The sequence below is a fragment of the Arthrobacter sp. NPDC058130 genome, from assembly GCF_042884475.1.
Lineage (GTDB): Bacteria > Actinomycetota > Actinomycetes > Actinomycetales > Micrococcaceae > Arthrobacter.
The window spans coordinates 1-15,666 of the sequence record NZ_JBHVTV010000006.1; the positions used below are offsets into that span (position 1 = coordinate 1).

Annotated in this window: 13 protein-coding genes and 1 tRNA gene; 9 read left to right on the forward strand and 5 right to left on the reverse strand. The window is 67.7% G+C overall.

Annotated elements, in window-relative coordinates:
- The first annotated feature begins 329 nt into the window (after positions 1 to 329).
- Positions 330 to 806 (forward strand): type II 3-dehydroquinate dehydratase, encoded by a 477-nt coding sequence (gene aroQ, locus ACFVTM_RS12045; RefSeq protein ID WP_390203692.1) that lies wholly within the window; start codon positions 330 to 332, stop codon positions 804 to 806.
- Between the two features lie 2 nt (positions 807 to 808).
- Positions 809 to 1,987 carry a DUF2332 domain-containing protein gene (locus ACFVTM_RS12050; RefSeq protein WP_390203693.1) on the forward strand — a complete coding sequence of 393 codons (1,179 nt, stop codon included), beginning with the start codon at positions 809 to 811 and terminating at the stop codon, positions 1,985 to 1,987.
- Between the two features lie 123 nt (positions 1,988 to 2,110).
- Here the strand turns inward: ACFVTM_RS12050 and ACFVTM_RS12055 are convergent, their stop codons facing one another.
- Positions 2,111 to 3,295, reverse strand: a complete 1,185-nt coding sequence (locus ACFVTM_RS12055; protein WP_390203694.1) for a MarP family serine protease — start codon at positions 3,293 to 3,295, stop codon at positions 2,111 to 2,113.
- A 217-nt stretch (positions 3,296 to 3,512) separates the two neighbouring features.
- Between ACFVTM_RS12055 and ACFVTM_RS12060 the strand changes: the two genes are divergently transcribed.
- Complete coding sequence (locus ACFVTM_RS12060) at positions 3,513 to 4,190, forward strand: Crp/Fnr family transcriptional regulator (protein WP_011693220.1); 678 nt, start codon at positions 3,513 to 3,515, stop codon at positions 4,188 to 4,190.
- A 349-nt stretch (positions 4,191 to 4,539) separates the two neighbouring features.
- On the opposite strand, the gene ACFVTM_RS12065 is transcribed toward ACFVTM_RS12060, so the two are convergent.
- Genes ACFVTM_RS12065 through ACFVTM_RS12075 form a run of 3 tightly spaced genes read right to left on the reverse strand, consistent with a single transcriptional unit; the run spans position 4,540 to position 6,216 of the window.
- Entirely contained in the window at positions 4,540 to 5,451 is a 912-nt protein-coding gene (locus tag ACFVTM_RS12065; protein ID WP_390203695.1) for an NUDIX hydrolase, read from the reverse strand.
- 16 nt (positions 5,452 to 5,467) lie between these two features.
- Positions 5,468 to 6,058, reverse strand: coding sequence for a RidA family protein (locus ACFVTM_RS12070; protein WP_390203696.1), 591 nt, complete (start codon positions 6,056 to 6,058; stop codon positions 5,468 to 5,470).
- A gap of 2 nt (positions 6,059 to 6,060) precedes the next feature.
- Complete coding sequence (locus ACFVTM_RS12075) at positions 6,061 to 6,216, reverse strand: DUF4177 domain-containing protein (protein WP_011693223.1); 156 nt, start codon at positions 6,214 to 6,216, stop codon at positions 6,061 to 6,063.
- A 37-nt stretch (positions 6,217 to 6,253) separates the two neighbouring features.
- On the opposite strand from ACFVTM_RS12075, the gene ACFVTM_RS12080 reads away from it, so the two are divergent.
- The 5 genes from ACFVTM_RS12080 to ACFVTM_RS12100 all read left to right on the forward strand — a co-directional run bounded on the left by ACFVTM_RS12080 (position 6,254) and on the right by ACFVTM_RS12100 (position 13,887).
- Positions 6,254 to 8,524, forward strand: coding sequence for a transglycosylase domain-containing protein (locus tag ACFVTM_RS12080; protein ID WP_390203697.1), 2,271 nt, complete (start codon positions 6,254 to 6,256; stop codon positions 8,522 to 8,524).
- Positions 8,525 to 8,527: 3 nt separating this feature from the next.
- Positions 8,528 to 9,475: a metallophosphoesterase gene (locus ACFVTM_RS12085; protein WP_390203698.1), complete on the forward strand. Its 948-nt coding sequence runs from the start codon at positions 8,528 to 8,530 to the stop codon at positions 9,473 to 9,475.
- Positions 9,476 to 10,007: 532 nt separating this feature from the next.
- Entirely contained in the window at positions 10,008 to 11,846 is a 1,839-nt protein-coding gene (locus ACFVTM_RS12090) for an ABC transporter ATP-binding protein (protein WP_390203699.1), read from the forward strand.
- The gene (locus ACFVTM_RS12095; protein WP_390203700.1) at positions 11,843 to 13,705 is read left to right on the forward strand and encodes an ABC transporter ATP-binding protein; all 1,863 of its coding nucleotides are present in this window, start codon (positions 11,843 to 11,845) and stop codon (positions 13,703 to 13,705) included. Before ACFVTM_RS12090 ends, ACFVTM_RS12095 begins: the two co-directional genes overlap by 4 nt.
- 105 nt (positions 13,706 to 13,810) lie before the next feature.
- Positions 13,811 to 13,887, forward strand: a tRNA-Pro gene (locus ACFVTM_RS12100).
- Between the two features lie 143 nt (positions 13,888 to 14,030).
- On the opposite strand, the gene ACFVTM_RS12105 is transcribed toward ACFVTM_RS12100, so the two are convergent.
- On the reverse strand, positions 14,031 to 14,249 hold the full coding sequence (locus tag ACFVTM_RS12105; protein ID WP_390203701.1) for a hypothetical protein: 219 nt from the start codon (positions 14,247 to 14,249) through the stop codon (positions 14,031 to 14,033).
- A gap of 130 nt (positions 14,250 to 14,379) precedes the next feature.
- On the opposite strand from ACFVTM_RS12105, the gene ACFVTM_RS12110 reads away from it, so the two are divergent.
- Positions 14,380 to 15,645, forward strand: coding sequence for a helix-turn-helix domain-containing protein (locus tag ACFVTM_RS12110; RefSeq protein ID WP_390203702.1), 1,266 nt, complete (start codon positions 14,380 to 14,382; stop codon positions 15,643 to 15,645).
- The last annotated feature ends 21 nt before the right edge of the window (positions 15,646 to 15,666 follow it).

A 15,666-nucleotide genomic window follows, 5' to 3' on the forward strand; every position in this document is an offset into this window, starting at 1 on the left:
ATCCTCATCGTCCCCGAACTGCCCAAAACCCGCTCCGGCAAAATCATGCGCCGCCTCCTCAAAGACGTCGCCGAAGGCCGGGACCCCGGCGACGCGACCACCCTCGCCGACAACACCGTCATGACCCAGATCGCCCAATCACTCAAGAAATAACCCGCCGCGCGTTTCGACACGGCGTGTGTCCGACGGCGGCGCTGCCCACAATGGTGGGCCGCCGTCGTCGTTGACCGAGTTGGCCAGCGCCGCAGCAGCGGTCACGATTCCCGGCGAGGAATCATGGGCCAGTAACGAACAGCGGGCGCGGGCCGCGGCGCGATAGATTTGCAGACATGACTGAAGCCACCTCCGCCAGCGGCGCCGGCCGCGGCACCATCCTGGTCCTCAACGGACCCAATTTGAACCTGCTCGGCACCCGCGAGCCGGAAAAATACGGGACGGCGACGCTGGCCGACGTCGAACAGCTCGCCAAGGACGCCGGTGCGGCACATGGACTGGACGTCGAGTGCTTCCAGTCCAACCACGAGGGGGCCCTGGTGGACGCCATCCACGCCGCACGCGGGAAGGCGGTGGGAATCGTGCTCAACGCCGGCGCCTACACGCACACGTCCGTGGCCATCCGGGACGCCATATCCGCTGTTGCCCTGCCGACCGTCGAGGTCCACATCACCAATGTTCACGCCCGGGAGCCCTTCCGGCACCATTCCTACCTTTCGGATATCAGCAAGGCCGTGATTGCCGGCGCCGGGATCCTGGGCTACCGCTTCGCTGTGGAATATCTCGCCGGGCTGCAGGCGGACAAGGACTGAGCATGTCCCCCTCGGAACCCGTGCCGACGTCCGGGGAATCGGCCGCAGTGTCAGGCACGGCGCCAGGCACAGAATCAGGCACGGCGCAGTGGTACCGGCACTTCGGCACGGTCGATGCGCCCGGTTCTTCCCCATGCTATGCCGCGTGGGCTGTGGGGATCGCCGGAGACGCCGAGCTGATCCGGCGGATCGACCGGTGGCCGCACAACAAGCGCCAGCCGCTGCTGATCCTGGCCGCTGCGAGGTTCCTCGGCGCGCAGATCAGCCCCTACCGCAATTTCCGGATCTTCCTGGATGAGCACTGGGCCCAGATCTCGGAGATCGTTCTTTCGCGGGCCACGCAGACGAACGAGGCCGGACGCTGCGCCACCTTGTTGCCGTCGCTCGGACAGATTTCGGCCGTGGAGGGCAGGCCCCTGGCTCTTATCGAGGTGGGCGCCTCGGCCGGCCTGGCCCTGTTCCCTGACTGCTACGGCTACGAGTTTGTCCGCGCGGGGGCCGACGGCGCCCCGGAGGGAGCGGGCGCCGGCACGGCGGGGGCGGGCGCCGAAACGGCGGAGGCTGACGGCGCCGACACGGCAAAGGGCGCAGACGTGCGGACGACGCGGCTGCTTCCGGCCGGCGCCACGCCCGGTACGTTCCCGGTCCTGCGCTGCGTCATCTCGGGTCCGGTGCCGCTGCCGGCGGAAATGCCCCGGGTGGTGTGGCGCGCCGGGATCGATCTCAACCCGCTGGACGTGCGCAACCCGGACGACGTCGCCTGGCTCGAGGCCCTTGTCTGGCCGGAGCAGGAGTTCCGGCTCGAACGGCTGCGCCAGGCGATCGCCATCGCCCAGGAACGGCCGCCGCTGCTGGTGGCCGGCGATCTCAATGAACAGCTCGTGGCCCTCGCCGGCCGCGCCCCGGCGGATGCCGCCCTGGTGGTATTCCACAGCGCCGTCATGGCCTACCTCGACGCCGCGGGCCGCTCCAGGTTCCGACGCACCATCGCGGATCTCGCGGCGGAGCGGGGTTGCCATTGGCTCTCGAACGAAGGCCACACGGTGGTTGCCCAGGCGGACGGATCCAACGTGGTCCCGGAAATGGAGGATGCCCGGCTCCGCGGCCGGTTCCTGTTGCTGCAGGACGGCGAGCCGGCGGCCATCACCGGCCCGCACGGGCAGAGCCTGGAGTGGCTCTAACCGGAGCCCGGATCCAACCGGAGCGCGGCGCTAACCGGAGCGCGGCAGTAACCGGAGGGCGGCAGTAACCGGAGGGCGGCAGTTCGGCGATTCCCTGAAGCGGCGTCATTTCTTGACGCAGTGTTATTTCTTGATGCACTGTCCGGACGAGACGGCACTGCCCAAACCGGGCGCCTGGGCCGCGACGGGGCCGAGGTCATTCATGGTGATCGCGAACCCGAGCGAGGACTCAGTTGTCGCCTTGGCAAAGACCACCCCCGCCACCTGCCCGTCCATGGTCAGGAGCGGGCCACCGGAGTTGCCCGGCTGCACGTCGCCGGCGAGCCGGTACACGTCCTCGGGCGAGGCATTCTTGCCGTAGATGTCCGGGACCAGCACGGTGGTGATGTCCTGCACCGTGGCAGGCTTGGACTGGAAGGGGCCGCCGTGCGGATAGCCGGCTAAGGCTGCGGCGCTGCCGGACGGCAGGTCAGCGGCCAGCGCCAAGGGCTCCGTTCGCAGGCCATCCACGGCCACGACGGCGAGGTCGTGCTGGGAGTCGAAGTACACCACGCGTCCAGGCAGCGCTCGGCCGCCGGACGTCTCCACCACAGGCTCGTCGACGCCGGCGACCACATGGGCGTTGGTCACCACGCGGCCGGGGGAAACCACGAAGCCGGTTCCGGTCTGGTTCTGGCCGCACTGGTAGGCCGTGCCGGCGATCTTGAGTACTGACGCGGCTGCCTTGTTCAGCGCCGGTGTGTCCGTGCTTGTATCCGGGATGGCAACGGGCTGGCTCTGGCCGAAGCCGTCCAGCAGGGTGGGTATGCCCTCGCCGATCACCGCTGAGCGCAGCTGGGCCATCGAGGCCTTGACCGGCGTCGGCGTCACGCCGTCGATGAACCTGATGACTTTGGACTCCGCGAGCTGCTGGGACACGAACGGCACGCCCAAGGCCCCGACGCTGAACGCCAGCATCGACATCACCAGGGCGGACACCACCACATTCACGCCTCCGCCCACGAGGCGGTCCGCCGCCCGCAATGGGCTGAACGGGACCACGCTGCGGATGCGCCGCCCGATCATGGTGCCCAGGCCGTTTCCCACGATCATCAGCAGGACGGCGGTGGCAACAATTGCCGTCAGGCGCCAGCCGCTGTCCTCCACGAGCCCGCTCACGATGGGAACCGACACGAACGCGGCCACCGCGCCTGCCGCGAATCCGGCGATGCCTCCGAGCGTCACAAGAAAGCCGTTGCGAAGACCGTGGATCAGGTAGGACAAGAGCGCCACAATCAACGCCAGGTCCAAAATGGTCAAGCCAAACACCGGGGGCTCCTCACAGACAGTTCAGCGACGATTGTACCGGTGTAAGCTGAACGTTTGCCGACCGGCCGCCGGTCTGCACAGGGAACTGCGCGGACATCCCGAGCCGTGCGCTTTCAGCCCCCTTCGGGCGTTTCGGTGCCAGCTACGTCACAGAAGCGCCAAAATTCTGAAAGAATGGCTGAAGCGCCCCAGCCGACACAGCTAGTCAGGAGATTTCATGGATATCGAGGTATTGCGCCGCGCACCCCTTTTCGCCACGCTCGACGACGAGGCGTTCCGTCTGCTGACGGACGAACTTACCGAGGTGGACCTTTCACGCGGTGCCTCGGTATTCCGGGAAGGCGATCAGGGTGACCAGCTCTACTTCATCGTCTCCGGCAAAGTCAAGCTTGGCCGCACGTCGCCGGACGGCCGCGAGTCACTGCTCGCCATCCTCGGCCCGGGCGAACTTTTCGGCGAAATGGCGCTGTTCGACCCCAGCCCGCGAACGGCCACGGCAACTGCCGTCTCCGAGACGCGTCTCGCCGGCCTGAAGAACGAGAGCCTCAACGCGCTGCTACGCACCCGCCCCGAGGTTTCGGCCCAGCTGCTGCAGGCCTTGGCCCGCCGCCTGCGCCGCACCAACGACTCCCTGTCCGACCTCGTCTTCTCCGACGTGCCGGGCCGTGTGGCCAAAGCCCTGCTGGATCTGGCCGACCGCTTCGGCCGCCCGGCGACCGACGGCGTGCTGGTCGCCCACGAATTGACGCAGGAAGAGCTCGCCCAGCTGGTCGGTGCCTCCCGCGAAACGGTCAACAAGGCTCTCGCTGAATTCGTGCAGCGCGGCTGGCTCCGTCTGGAAGCCCGCGCCGTCGTGATTCTCGACATGCAGCGCCTGCGCCAGCGTTCCCGCTAGGGATCCTCAGCAACCACGAAGGCCGGCCCCGGAAACGGGACCGGCCTTCTGTTGTTCACCCCGGGTTTGTCCACGGGACATGCCCAGCCCTGGCTGCGACGACTGGACATGATGCCACTATGTCCACCGGCCAGAGTGACCAGTGGGCATGTCCCGGGCTCAGCCAGGGCAACGAGGGACATGTCCAGTCGCGCGGTACAGGGAAGGGCATGTGCCCAGCGGCCGCAGACCCCATCAAGCCAAGCCCGTTCAGGCCACCCGCATAGTGGAGCCGTGCCCTTGAACCAGCGCGCCCTCGGGCCGAGCTCCCCGGACCCAACGCCCGTGCCCGGACATATTGGCCCCGGACCTAGCGTTCCCTCTGGGGTTCGCCGGCGATCGTGGTGGCGGCCTCGACTTCGAGCATGAGCCGGCCGCCCTCGTCGACCAGCTTCGGCTGGTAGACGTGGGCCTTGCGTTTGTAGCTGAGGTAGGCGATGCAGCCGTTGGCCTTGGCCATCTTCTCGAGCATGATCTCCGACCCTGGCACCAGGAGTTCGCCCAGGGTTCGGCCGACGGTGTTCTCCTGCCCCACCTCGTCGCCGAGCGCGGTGGTGTCGCGTTCGAGCACAACCTGCCGGGCGCACACCCAGCGGCCCCACACGCCCTTGCTGGCCAGCAGCGAGGGCTGCTGGTTCACGGGCACGGTGGCGGCGAAGTAGCGGGTGTTGAACCGGCGGTGCGCGAAATCGGGGCTGAGCCAGTTCACCAGGGGCTTGAGCAGGTCCGTGCGGAGGGAGAGCCCCCGCTTGGCGAGCAGTTCAGTGAAGGACTTCTCCTGCTCCGCCACGGCTTCGCGGGCACGCATCCAGTCCGCGCTGGAGGTCATCTCCACCGTGCTGGACAGGTCCGGGCCGGCCAGCAGGAGGCCGGTCTCCTCGAACAGCTCACGGATGGCGCCAACCACGTGGCGGCGCGCCAGCCCGACGTCGTCCGTCCCCATCTGTTCGGCCCAATGCTGGGGCGAGGGGCCAAGCCAGCCGACGGCGTCGTCGTCGGACGCCTCCAGCGATCCGCCGGGGAAGGCGAGGACACCGAGCGGGGAGGAGCCCGCCCGGTAGCCGAGCCAGGTCTCCAGGCCTGTGGGCGAGTCCCGCAGGAGGATCACCGAGGAGGCCAGGCGGGGCGCGCGGGGCGTCCGCTCACCGTGTTCAATCCAGCTTTTGGCTGCTCCCTCAAGATCGGGGGGCAAAACGAACAAGCGACGTGCTAACTGAGGCAACGAAGTGACCGGCCTTCTAGGCGAATTCGGCGATCAGTTCGACTTCGACGGGCGAGTCGAGCGGCAGGACAGAGACCCCGACGGCGGAGCGTGCGTGCTGGCCGGCGTCGCCGAGGACCTGGCCCAGCAGCTCCGAGGCGCCGTTGATGACGCCGGGCTGGCCGGTAAAGGAAGGATCGGAGGAAACAAACCCGACCACCTTGACGATCCGCGTGATGCGGTCGAGGTCGCCGATCACGCTCTTGACGGCCGCAAGGGCGTTGACGGCGCAGACGGCGGCGTAGGCCTTCGCGTCCTCCGGGGAGACCGTGGACTCGTCGGAGGCGCCCTGGGAGCCGGAGGACACCTTGCCGGTGGCCTCGAGCTTGCCGTTGATGAACGGCAGCTGCCCGGAGGTGTAGACGTGGTTGCCGGAGATGACGGCCGGGACATACGCCGCAACCGGGGCGGCGACGTCGGGGAGCGTGAGGCCCAGCTCGGCCAGGCGCTGCTCGACGGCGGACGACGCGCCCGCGCCGTTAACGTGGCTCGCTGCGCCGGCGGCGCTTTCGGAGGTGTTTTCCGCGGCGGCCGGCGTGGCCGGAACGGCTTCTGAGGGGGTGCTCATGGCTACTGCTTCTCCCGCTTCAGGTAGGCAACCAGGCCGTTTCCGTCAGGGCCAGTAACAACCTGGACGAGCTCCCAGCCGTCCTCGCCCCACTGGTCCAGGATCTGCTTTGTGGCGTGGATAATGAGCGGAATCGTGGCGTACTCCCATTTGGTCATGACATAAAGCCTAGTCGTTGCCGGTAAAGTGGAAAACATGGCGACTGGCAAGAACCCTTTATTCGACACGGCCACCACCCTCGGAAAGATCTTTCTTTTCCTGGGCGTGAGCGCCATTTGCGGCGTCCTGGTGGCCGGCCTCCTGGTCCCCGCGGCAGCCGTTTCGGGCAGCGCGGCGAGCGGTTCGATCCAGTTCTTTGACACCCTTCCGGCAGAGCTGAAGGTCGATCCGCCGAGCCAGTCGACCACGATCCTGGCCTCCGACGGCAGTGTGATCGCCAACCTCTACGCGGAAAACCGCACCCGTGTTTCGCTCGACCAGATGTCGCCGTACATCAAGGACGCGATCATCGCCATCGAGGACAGCCGCTTCTACGAGCACGGCGGCGTGGACACCACCGGCATCCTGCGCGCCCTCGTGAGCACCGCCCGCGGCAACAAGCAGGGCGCGTCCACCATTACGCAGCAGTACGTGAACAACGTCATCAACTCCTCGCTCGAGGCCGAAGGCAAGGGCGACGAGGTCCTCCTGAACGGCGTCAACAAGGGCGTCGGGGACAAGCTCCGTGAAATGAAGCTGGCTATCGCGCTGGAGAAGAAGTTCACCAAGGAGCAGATCCTAGAGGGCTACCTGAACATCGTCTTCTTCAACCGGGACGCCTACGGCATCGAGGCCGCGTCCAAGTTCTTCTTCAGCACCACGGCCAAGGACCTGACCCTGCCGCAGGCGGCGCTGCTGGCCGGCGTCGTGAACAGCCCCTCGTACTATGACCCGATCACGAACCCGGAGAACGCCAAGACCCGCCGCGACCTCGTGCTCAAGTCGATGCTCACCCAGGGCAAGATCAAGCAGGCCGACTACGATGCAGCAGTCGCGACGCCGGTGGAAACCAAGGTCACCCAGCCCCGCCAGGGCTGTGCCTACTCGCAGACGGCGCCGTATTTCTGCGACTACGTCCTTCACCTGCTCCTGAACAACCCGGCCTACGGAGCCGACGCGGCCGAGCGTGAGCGGAAGATCTTCCGCGGTGGCCTGACCATCAAGACCACGCTGGATCCCAACGCCCAGGCCGTGGCCCAGGCCCAGGTGGACGGTTCGGCCGGCGCGAACCCGGACAAGTGGGGCGCCTCGCTGGTGTCCGTGCAGCCCGGTTCCGGCAAGATCGTCTCCATGGCCCAGAACACGGTCTGGTTCCCGACCGACGGCAAGTTCGACCAGACCCAGAACTTCAACGTGGACAGCCAGGACGCCAAGGGCAACGACCTCAACGGCCTGGGCGGTTTCCAGCCCGGCTCCACCATGAAGCCCTTCACGTTCGCGGAATGGCTCAATGAGGGCAAGTCCATGAACACCCTGCTCAACGGGGCCGTGCGCCGATATCCGCAGAACTTCCCCTGGCGGAACACCTGCCCGGCACCGACCGTCGGCTGGTATGACGCAACCAACGGCAGCCACGACCTCCAGAACGCGGAGGAGGGCTACTACAAGTACATGTCCGTCCTCGACGGCCTGGCGAACTCCATCAACACCATCACGTTCGCCACTGCGGCCCAGGTGGACCTCTGCGGGATCCAGAAGGTCGTCGACGCCGTCGGCATCCACGGCGGACTCCCGAGCGCGGACAACCCCAACCCCCAGGTGCCGATGACCACCCTGGGCAACCTGATCGGGTCCACCCAGACGGCGCCGCTGACCATGGCCAGCGCGTTCGCCACGTTCGCCAACGACGGCAAGTACTGCGAGCCGATCGCCATTGACTCGGTGACGGACGCGACCGGCGCCCAGCTGCCCGCGCAATCACCGAACTGCAGGGATGCCATCAAACCCGAGGTCGCGCGCGGCGTCGCGTACGCCATGCAGGAAGTGCTCAACCGCGGCTCGGGCTCACTGATCCAGCCCCGGATCTCGACCCGGACCAACTTCCCCATCGCGGCGAAGACCGGTACCAACGACACCAACAGCTCCACGTGGGTGGCGGGCTACACCAAGGGCCTGGCGACGGCCACCTGGTTCGGCGACCCGCTGGGCAACCAGCAGCGTGCCGGCCAGAACGTCACGATCAACGGCAAGTTCTACAAGGGCATCGACGGCTACATGATCGCCGGGCCGCAGTTCTCGAACTACATGGCCCAGGTCGCGCCGGGCTACGGCACGGATCCGTTCCCGGCTCCGCCGTCGAACCTGCTGAACTCGCCGGCCCCGGCTCCTCGGGCCACTACGCCGACGAGCGAGAGCAGCGCTCCGGCCTCGGAACCGTCCGCCGACCCGACGCCGGCGCCTACAAAGTCGTCCGGCAAGAAGAAGTAGCCGATGACCCGGGGGAATGATCTGGCGAGCCGCGTTCGAAGCATCGGACGCGGCTTTGCCGTGACCGCCGCGATCGGGACGGCGGCAGGGGCGGCCACCGCCGGGTACGGGCTGTGGGAGAAGAACCAGTTCGTGCTCAGGGCGGAAACGCTGCCCATCCTGCCGGCCGGGTTTGGCCCGTTCCGGGTCCTCCACCTCTCCGATATCCACTTCGTTCCGGGCCAGCACCGGAAGGCACAATGGCTGTCCTCCCTCGCGGAGTTGCGGCCGGACCTCGTGGTCAACACCGGCGACAACCTCAGCCACGCCAAGGGCGTGACACCCTTGCTGGCGGCCCTGCGCCCCCTGCTGAACTTCCCCGGCGTGTTTGTCCCCGGCTCGAACGACTACTTCGGCCCGCGCTTCAAGAACCCCGCCTCCTATTTGCGCGGCCCCTCGGCCCAGCGCAAAGACCCGGAGAAGCTCGACTGGCCGCGGCTAAGGTCCGAGTTCGGCATGTCCGGCTGGGTGGATCTGACCAACCGCTGCCAGTCCGTCGTGCTGAAGGGCATCCGGTTCGACTTCTCCGGCGTCGACGATCCCCACCTGCGCCTGGAACGCTACGCCGGCTGGCCGCGCGGCACCAAGGGCCGGGCCGCCGACCCGCACCTGCGCGTCGCCGTGGCGCACGCGCCGTACCAGCGCGTCCTCGACCACTTCACCCAAGCCGGAGCCGACCTCCTCCTGGCCGGGCACACCCACGGCGGTCAGATCTGCGTCCCGGGATACGGCGCACTGGTCACCAACTGCGACCTTCCCACCTGGCGGGCCAAAGGCCTGCACACGTGGGAAAGCAACGGCAGCACGACGCCGGTGAACGTCTCGGGCGGAATCGGCACCTCACGCTTCGCCCCGGTCCGGATCGCCTGCCGCCCCGAAGCCGTCCTACTCACGCTGACCTCGCGCGCCTAAGGCTGCCCAGGGCTGGTCCTGCCCGCGCGGGTTCAGCCCGGGTCCTTGCCGGCGTCTGCGTTTTCGGCCCGCGTCTGCGGCCCGACGGATGGACATGCCCTCCTCTGGGCCCGACGGATGGACATGCCCTCCTCTCGCGCCCCCGCCCACGGGACATGCCCTCCCTAGGTCGCGAGCACTGGACATATAGGCATCATGTCCACTCCACGCAGCCAGCACTGGGCATGTCCCACCGGGGCCCAAGCCAGCACTGGGCATGTCCACCCGTGGGCGCAAAAACGGGGCATGTCCCACCGGCGCCGCAACCAGCACTGGGCATGTCCACAAGGGGGTGCCAAAAACGGGCATGTCCCGCGGGGCCTGGGCCTGGCACGCCGGCACGCCGGCCGCCAGGCATTGCGGACCGTGATGACTAGGCGAGATCCCCGGACCGCCCCACAACGTGTGAATCCGGTCACGTGATGCCCTAGGGTAGTTGCTAGAGGAAACTACATTCAACGGTGCTATCCACGCACGGGCGTAAGAAGCAGGCATGGCCAAGCAGAGTTCGTTCTTCACTTCCATCAGCCGTCTCTATCCGCATGTCAGGCCCATCATGCCGCGGCTGGTCATGGGCCTGCTGTGTGCCCTGCTTGCGAGTGTCATGGCGCTGGCGATCCCCCAGGTGCTGCGCGTGCTGGTCAACGAGTCCCTGCAGCCCGGCGGCAGCCCGGAAGCCGTCTGGGGCGCCTCGCTCCTGATCCTGGTCCTGGGCGCTGCCGAGGCCGGCCTCGTGGCCCTGCGCCGTCAGTTCGTCATCAATCCGGCCACCACCGTGGAAACCCGGATGCGGGTCTCGCTCTACGGGCACCTTCAGGACCTCACGGTCTCCTTCCATGACCGCTGGGGTTCCGGGCAGCTGCTCTCCCGCGCCATGACGGACCTGAACTTCCTGCGCCGCTGGATGGCCTTCGGCGCCATCATGCTGGTGGTCACCACGCTCACCGTGGTGATCGGCGTCGCGGTGATGTTCTCCATGAGCTGGCAGCTGGCCCTGATCTTCCTGGCTGCCGCGGTGCCAATCATGTTCTACGGATTCCGTTTCCGGACCCGGTTCAGCAAGGTGGCCCGCCGCAGCCAGGACCAGGCCGGGGACCTCGCCACGACGGTCGAGGAATCCGTCCACGGCATCCGTGTCCTGAAGGCCTTCGGCCGCAGCCGCGAGGCGCTGGAGAGCTTCAACGAACAGGCCGAGGAACTCCGCCAGACCGAGATCGCCAAGGCCAAGCACCTGGCGACGTTCAGTCTGGTGGTGACGCTCCTGCCCGAGCTCGCCCTCGGCGCCGGCCTGGTGGTAGGCGTCCTGCTGGCCTCCACGGACCAGCTGTCCATCGGCTCCCTCGTGGCCTTTTTCGCCACCGCCGCCGTGGTTGCCGCGCCAGTCGAGTTCTGCGGCATGCTGCTGGCGATGGCCCTCACCGCGAAGTCCGCCGTGGACCGGCACTTCGAGGTCATGGACGCGCAGAATACGATCACCAGCCCGGACCAGCCCCGCCGGCCGGCCCGGCTCAAGGGTGCCCTCAGCTTCCGCGACGCCTCGTTCGCGTACGAGGACGCCCCGGACAAGCCGATCCTGAAGAACATCACCCTGGACATCCGGCCCGGCGAGACCATGGCCCTCGTGGGCATCACGGGCAGCGGCAAGAGCGCCCTGCTCCAGCTGGTCCCCCGCCTCTACGAGGTCACCGGCGGTTCCATCAGCATCGACGGCGTGGACCTGCGCGAGTTCGGCGTGGAGGACCTGCGCACCGTCGTCGCCGTGGCATTCGAAGACACCACCTTGTTCTCCAGCTCCGTCCGGGACAACGTGCTGCTTGGTGCCCCCGACGCCGGTGCCCCCGACGCCGGATCGGCGGACGGCCGCGACGCGGCCCTGGAGGAAGCCCTCGACGTCGCCCAGGCCCACTTCGCCTACTCCCTGCCGGACGGGGTGGAGACCCTGATCGGCGAGGAGGGCCTCAGCCTCTCCGGCGGCCAGCGCCAGCGCATCGCCCTGGCCCGGGCCATCGCCGCGAAACCGGCCGTGCTGGTCCTGGACGACCCGCTCTCGGCGCTGGACGTGAACACCGAGGAACGCGTCGAGGCGAGGCTGCGTGAGGTCCTCGCGGACACCACCACGCTGATCGTGGCCCACCGGCCCTCCACCGTGGCGCTCGCCGACCGGGTGGCCCTGCTCGAGGACGGCCGGATCGCCGCCGTCGGAACCCACACGGAACTGCTCGCCAAGAACAGCCACTACCGCTACGTGATCGCCAGCCTGGACACGGAACCCCGGGACCTGGATTCAGAATTGTCCGCCCTCGAGGACCAGTCCGAGGAGATTTCCCGATGAGCAGCGCAACGTTCGGCACCGCCAATGAGGACAACGCGCACCTCAGCAGGAACGAGAGCAAGGCCGTCCGGCGTCGTTCCCTGGCTCTTCTGGGCTCGCTGATCCGCCCGGTCCGGGCGCGGTTCTGGCTGACGATCGGCGCCGTGGTCTTGTCCCAGGCCGCCCGTGTGGCCGGGCCGGCGCTGATCGCCTTCGGGATCGACCACGCCCTGCCGGCCGTGCGCGCCGGCGACAGCCTCCCCCTGGTCCTTGCCGGCGTCGCCTACCTTGCCGCGGCCGCGGTGGCGGCCGGGCTGACGGCCCTGTATGTGACCTCGACGGCGCGACTCAGCCAGGCGATGCTGCTGGACCTCCGCGTCCGGGTGTTCCGCCACACGCAGCGGCTGAGCCTGGAATTCCACGAGAAATACACCTCCGGCCGCATCATCGCCCGGCAGACCTCGGACCTGGAGGCGCTGCGCGAGCTACTGGATTCCGGGGTGAGTTCGCTGGCCTCGGGCATGCTGTTCATGGCGTTTACGGCCGTGACGGTGTTCGTCCTTGACTGGCGCAGCGGGCTCCTGGTGCTGGCCGCCGGGGTGCCGATGTATTTCCTGGCCCGCTGGTACCAGAAGCACTCGCAGATCGCCTTCCGCGAATCCCGGGTGGTCTCGGCTCGGCTGATCGTGCACTTCGTGGAGACCATGACCGGTATCCGCGCGGTGAAGGCCTTCCGGAAGGAACGCGAGAACGCCGCACGCTACGCCGAGCTATCCGAGGACTACCGGCGGGCGACCGTCCGCTCCATCAACCTCAACGGCATCTTCCAGCCCGGGCTGGTCCTGATCGGCAACGTCTGCGTCGCCCTCGTGTTGCTCACCGGCGGTTTCCGGGTCCTCAGCGGCGACCTCGAGGTGGGTGTGCTCCTGGCCCTGATCCTGTCCACCAAGCGCTTCTTCCAGCCCGTGGACCAGATGGCGATGTTCTACAACTCCTTCCAGAGCGCCCAGGCGGCCCTGGAAAAGGTCTCGGGCCTGCTCGAGGAGGTCCCCACCGTGCGGCCGCCGAAAAACCCGGTGGCGCTGGAGCACGCGCAGGGCGGCATCGACTTCACCGGCGTCGAATTCCGCTACGGCGACGGCCCGGTGGTGATCCCGCGCCTTGACCTGCACATTCCCGCGGGCCAGACGGTCGCGCTCGTCGGGCAGACCGGTGCCGGCAAATCCACCCTCGCGAAACTGATCGCCCGGTTCTACGACGTCTCGGCCGGGTCCCTCACCCTCGACGGCGTGGACTTGCGCCAGCTGACCACCGAGGACCTGCGCCGGAACGTCGTCATGGTCACCCAGGAGGCCTTCCTGTTCAGCGGTTCCGTGGCGGACAACATCGCCCTGGGCCGGCCGGAAGCCTCCCGCGAGGAGATCGAGGACGCGGCGCGGGCAGTCGGCGCGCACGCCTTCATCATGGAGCTTCCGGACGGCTACGACACCGACGTCAACAAGCGCGGCGGCCGAGTCTCCGCCGGGCAGCGCCAGCTGATCAGCTTCGCCCGGGCGTTCCTGGCCCGCCCGCCCGTACTGATCCTGGACGAGGCAACGTCCTCGCTGGACATCCCGTCGGAGCGCATGGTCCAGCAGGGCCTCGCGGGGCTGTTGCGCGGCACGCGGGGGGCTAGCACGCGGGAGGCTAGCACCCGGGAGGCCGGCACCGGGCGGACAGCGCTGATCATTGCGCACCGGCTCTCCACCGTGGAGACGGCGGACCGGGTCCTCGTGGTGCACGACGGCCGCGTCGTCGAAGACGGCACCCCCGAGCAGCTGATCGGCGACGGCGGCGCCTTCGCCCGGCTCCACGGCGCCTGGAAAGACTCGCTCGTCTGATCCCCGGGGCCGGGACGACTGCGGGGCACCCCGCCTCCCCCACGCCGATTTCACATCGGGGCCCTGATCCGATACTCTTGTGAAGTTGCTTTTGAAGCAGCGGATCGGGATGTGGCGCAGCTTGGTAGCGCGCGTCGTTCGGGACGACGAGGTCGCAGGTTCAAATCCTGTCATCCCGACCACAGAAAAAAGAGGGCCCTCCACACGGAGGGTCCTCTTTTTGTTTCCCTCACTTTTGGTGCCCCGGACTAGGGACCTCGCCCCGGAAGCAATACGGCCCCGGAAGAACATCTTCCGGGGCCGTATTGCCGTTAGGTCAAAACTCTTACATCGGGTCGGGCCAGTTGCCGACGTTCAGCTTGGCGGTCATGGGGTCGGGCCAGTTGCCCACCGCCTGGGCCGCCCGCATGGGATCGGGCCAGTTGCCGACGGCGGCAACGTGTGAGACATCCGTAAGTGAAGCAGCGGACAGCACGGCCGGGGCCGCGGCGGAGAATGCCAGTGCGCCCGCCAAGACGGCGCCGGCTGCAATCTTCTTCAACATAGAGTTCCTCAATATGAGTCGGGGTCGTTAACCAAGTCAGCACTACCCTTGTTGACACACATTGTAAAATGGTTTCCACAGAGACTGTCAAGCATTTAGTACAAAGAATGTCCGGAATTAGGAGGTATCCGTGGGGAACGGATTTGGGGAGAAGCTCCGCGCGGAACGGCTCGAAAGGGGCCTGACGCAGGCGGAACTGGGCCGTGACCTGTACTCCCCCAGCTACATTTCTCTACTGGAAACCGGACGCCGCGAGCCGACGGCCGACGTCATCGAAGAGCTGGCCCGCCGGCTCGAGCTGGCGCCCAAGGCCCTCGAGGCCTGGAGCCAGCCGGTGTCCGTCAGCGACGCCGAATACGTCCTCGCCGGCCTGTACGCCCGGCAGGCTTGGGACCTCCGGGACTACCCCGTGGCCGCCACCCACGCCGCGGCCGCCGCCAAGATCGCCCTGGAGGCCAAGAACACCAGCGCGTGGTGGAACATGACCTACATGCAGGCCGAGTGCCTGATCAAGCAGGGCCTCTGGCAGGAGTGCAAGGACGTCGTGCAGAACCTACTGGAGCACCCCATGGCCGCGGAGTCGGCAGGACTCGGCGTCCGGGCCCAGCAGATGCTCGCAGCGGCCTCGCAGGGGCAGGGACAGCTGACCGCTGCCGTCGGACATGCCCAGGAGGCCGTGCGGCTCTGCGCCGAGCTGCCCAAGGGCTCCACGATGATCATCGGCGCCTTCCGGGCGCTTATCGGCGCCCTGGCCGAGAGCGGCCGGCTGGATGAGGCCTGGGAGTACTGCCAGGCCATGAACGACCAGATGGACGACCACTCGATGTCCCAACTCGCCGGCGAGGTGGCCTGGGTGATCGGCAACGTGGCCTTCATGCGCCATGATTACCCCGAGGGGATCAAGTACCACGAGCGTGCCGGCCGGCTGCTATCCCCAGCGAATGACATTGACCTGTGGGCCCGGTTCAACAAGGCCTCGGCCGCCGTCCGGCTGTCCTCGGGGATCGTTGAACCCGAGACCCTGTCATCGATCGAACGCGCCGAACTGGCCCTTTCGATTGTCGGCGGCAACAAGACGGACCAGCTCGAGGTCGCCTTCATCCGGGCCCGCTGGCTCTACCTCACCGGCGACATCGTGGCCGCCGTCCAGAAGCTGCGCGAGATCCACGCCGAGCGGGAGGCGCTGGCCCGGCACACGGCAGGCGAGGTGTCGCTGCTGCTGGGCAAGGCCCTCAAGGCTGCCGGGGAGTCCGCCGAGGCCCTGGTGTACCTCGAGGAAGCCCAGAAGGAGTTCAGCGCCGCGGGCGCCTCGGACCGGGTCCAGCAGGCCCTCGATGCCGTGCTCGAGATCAAGCTGGCCCAGCGCCGGGTCGAGGCCGCCTCCGCGGAGGCATAGCCCCCGCGGCGGCAGCGCTGT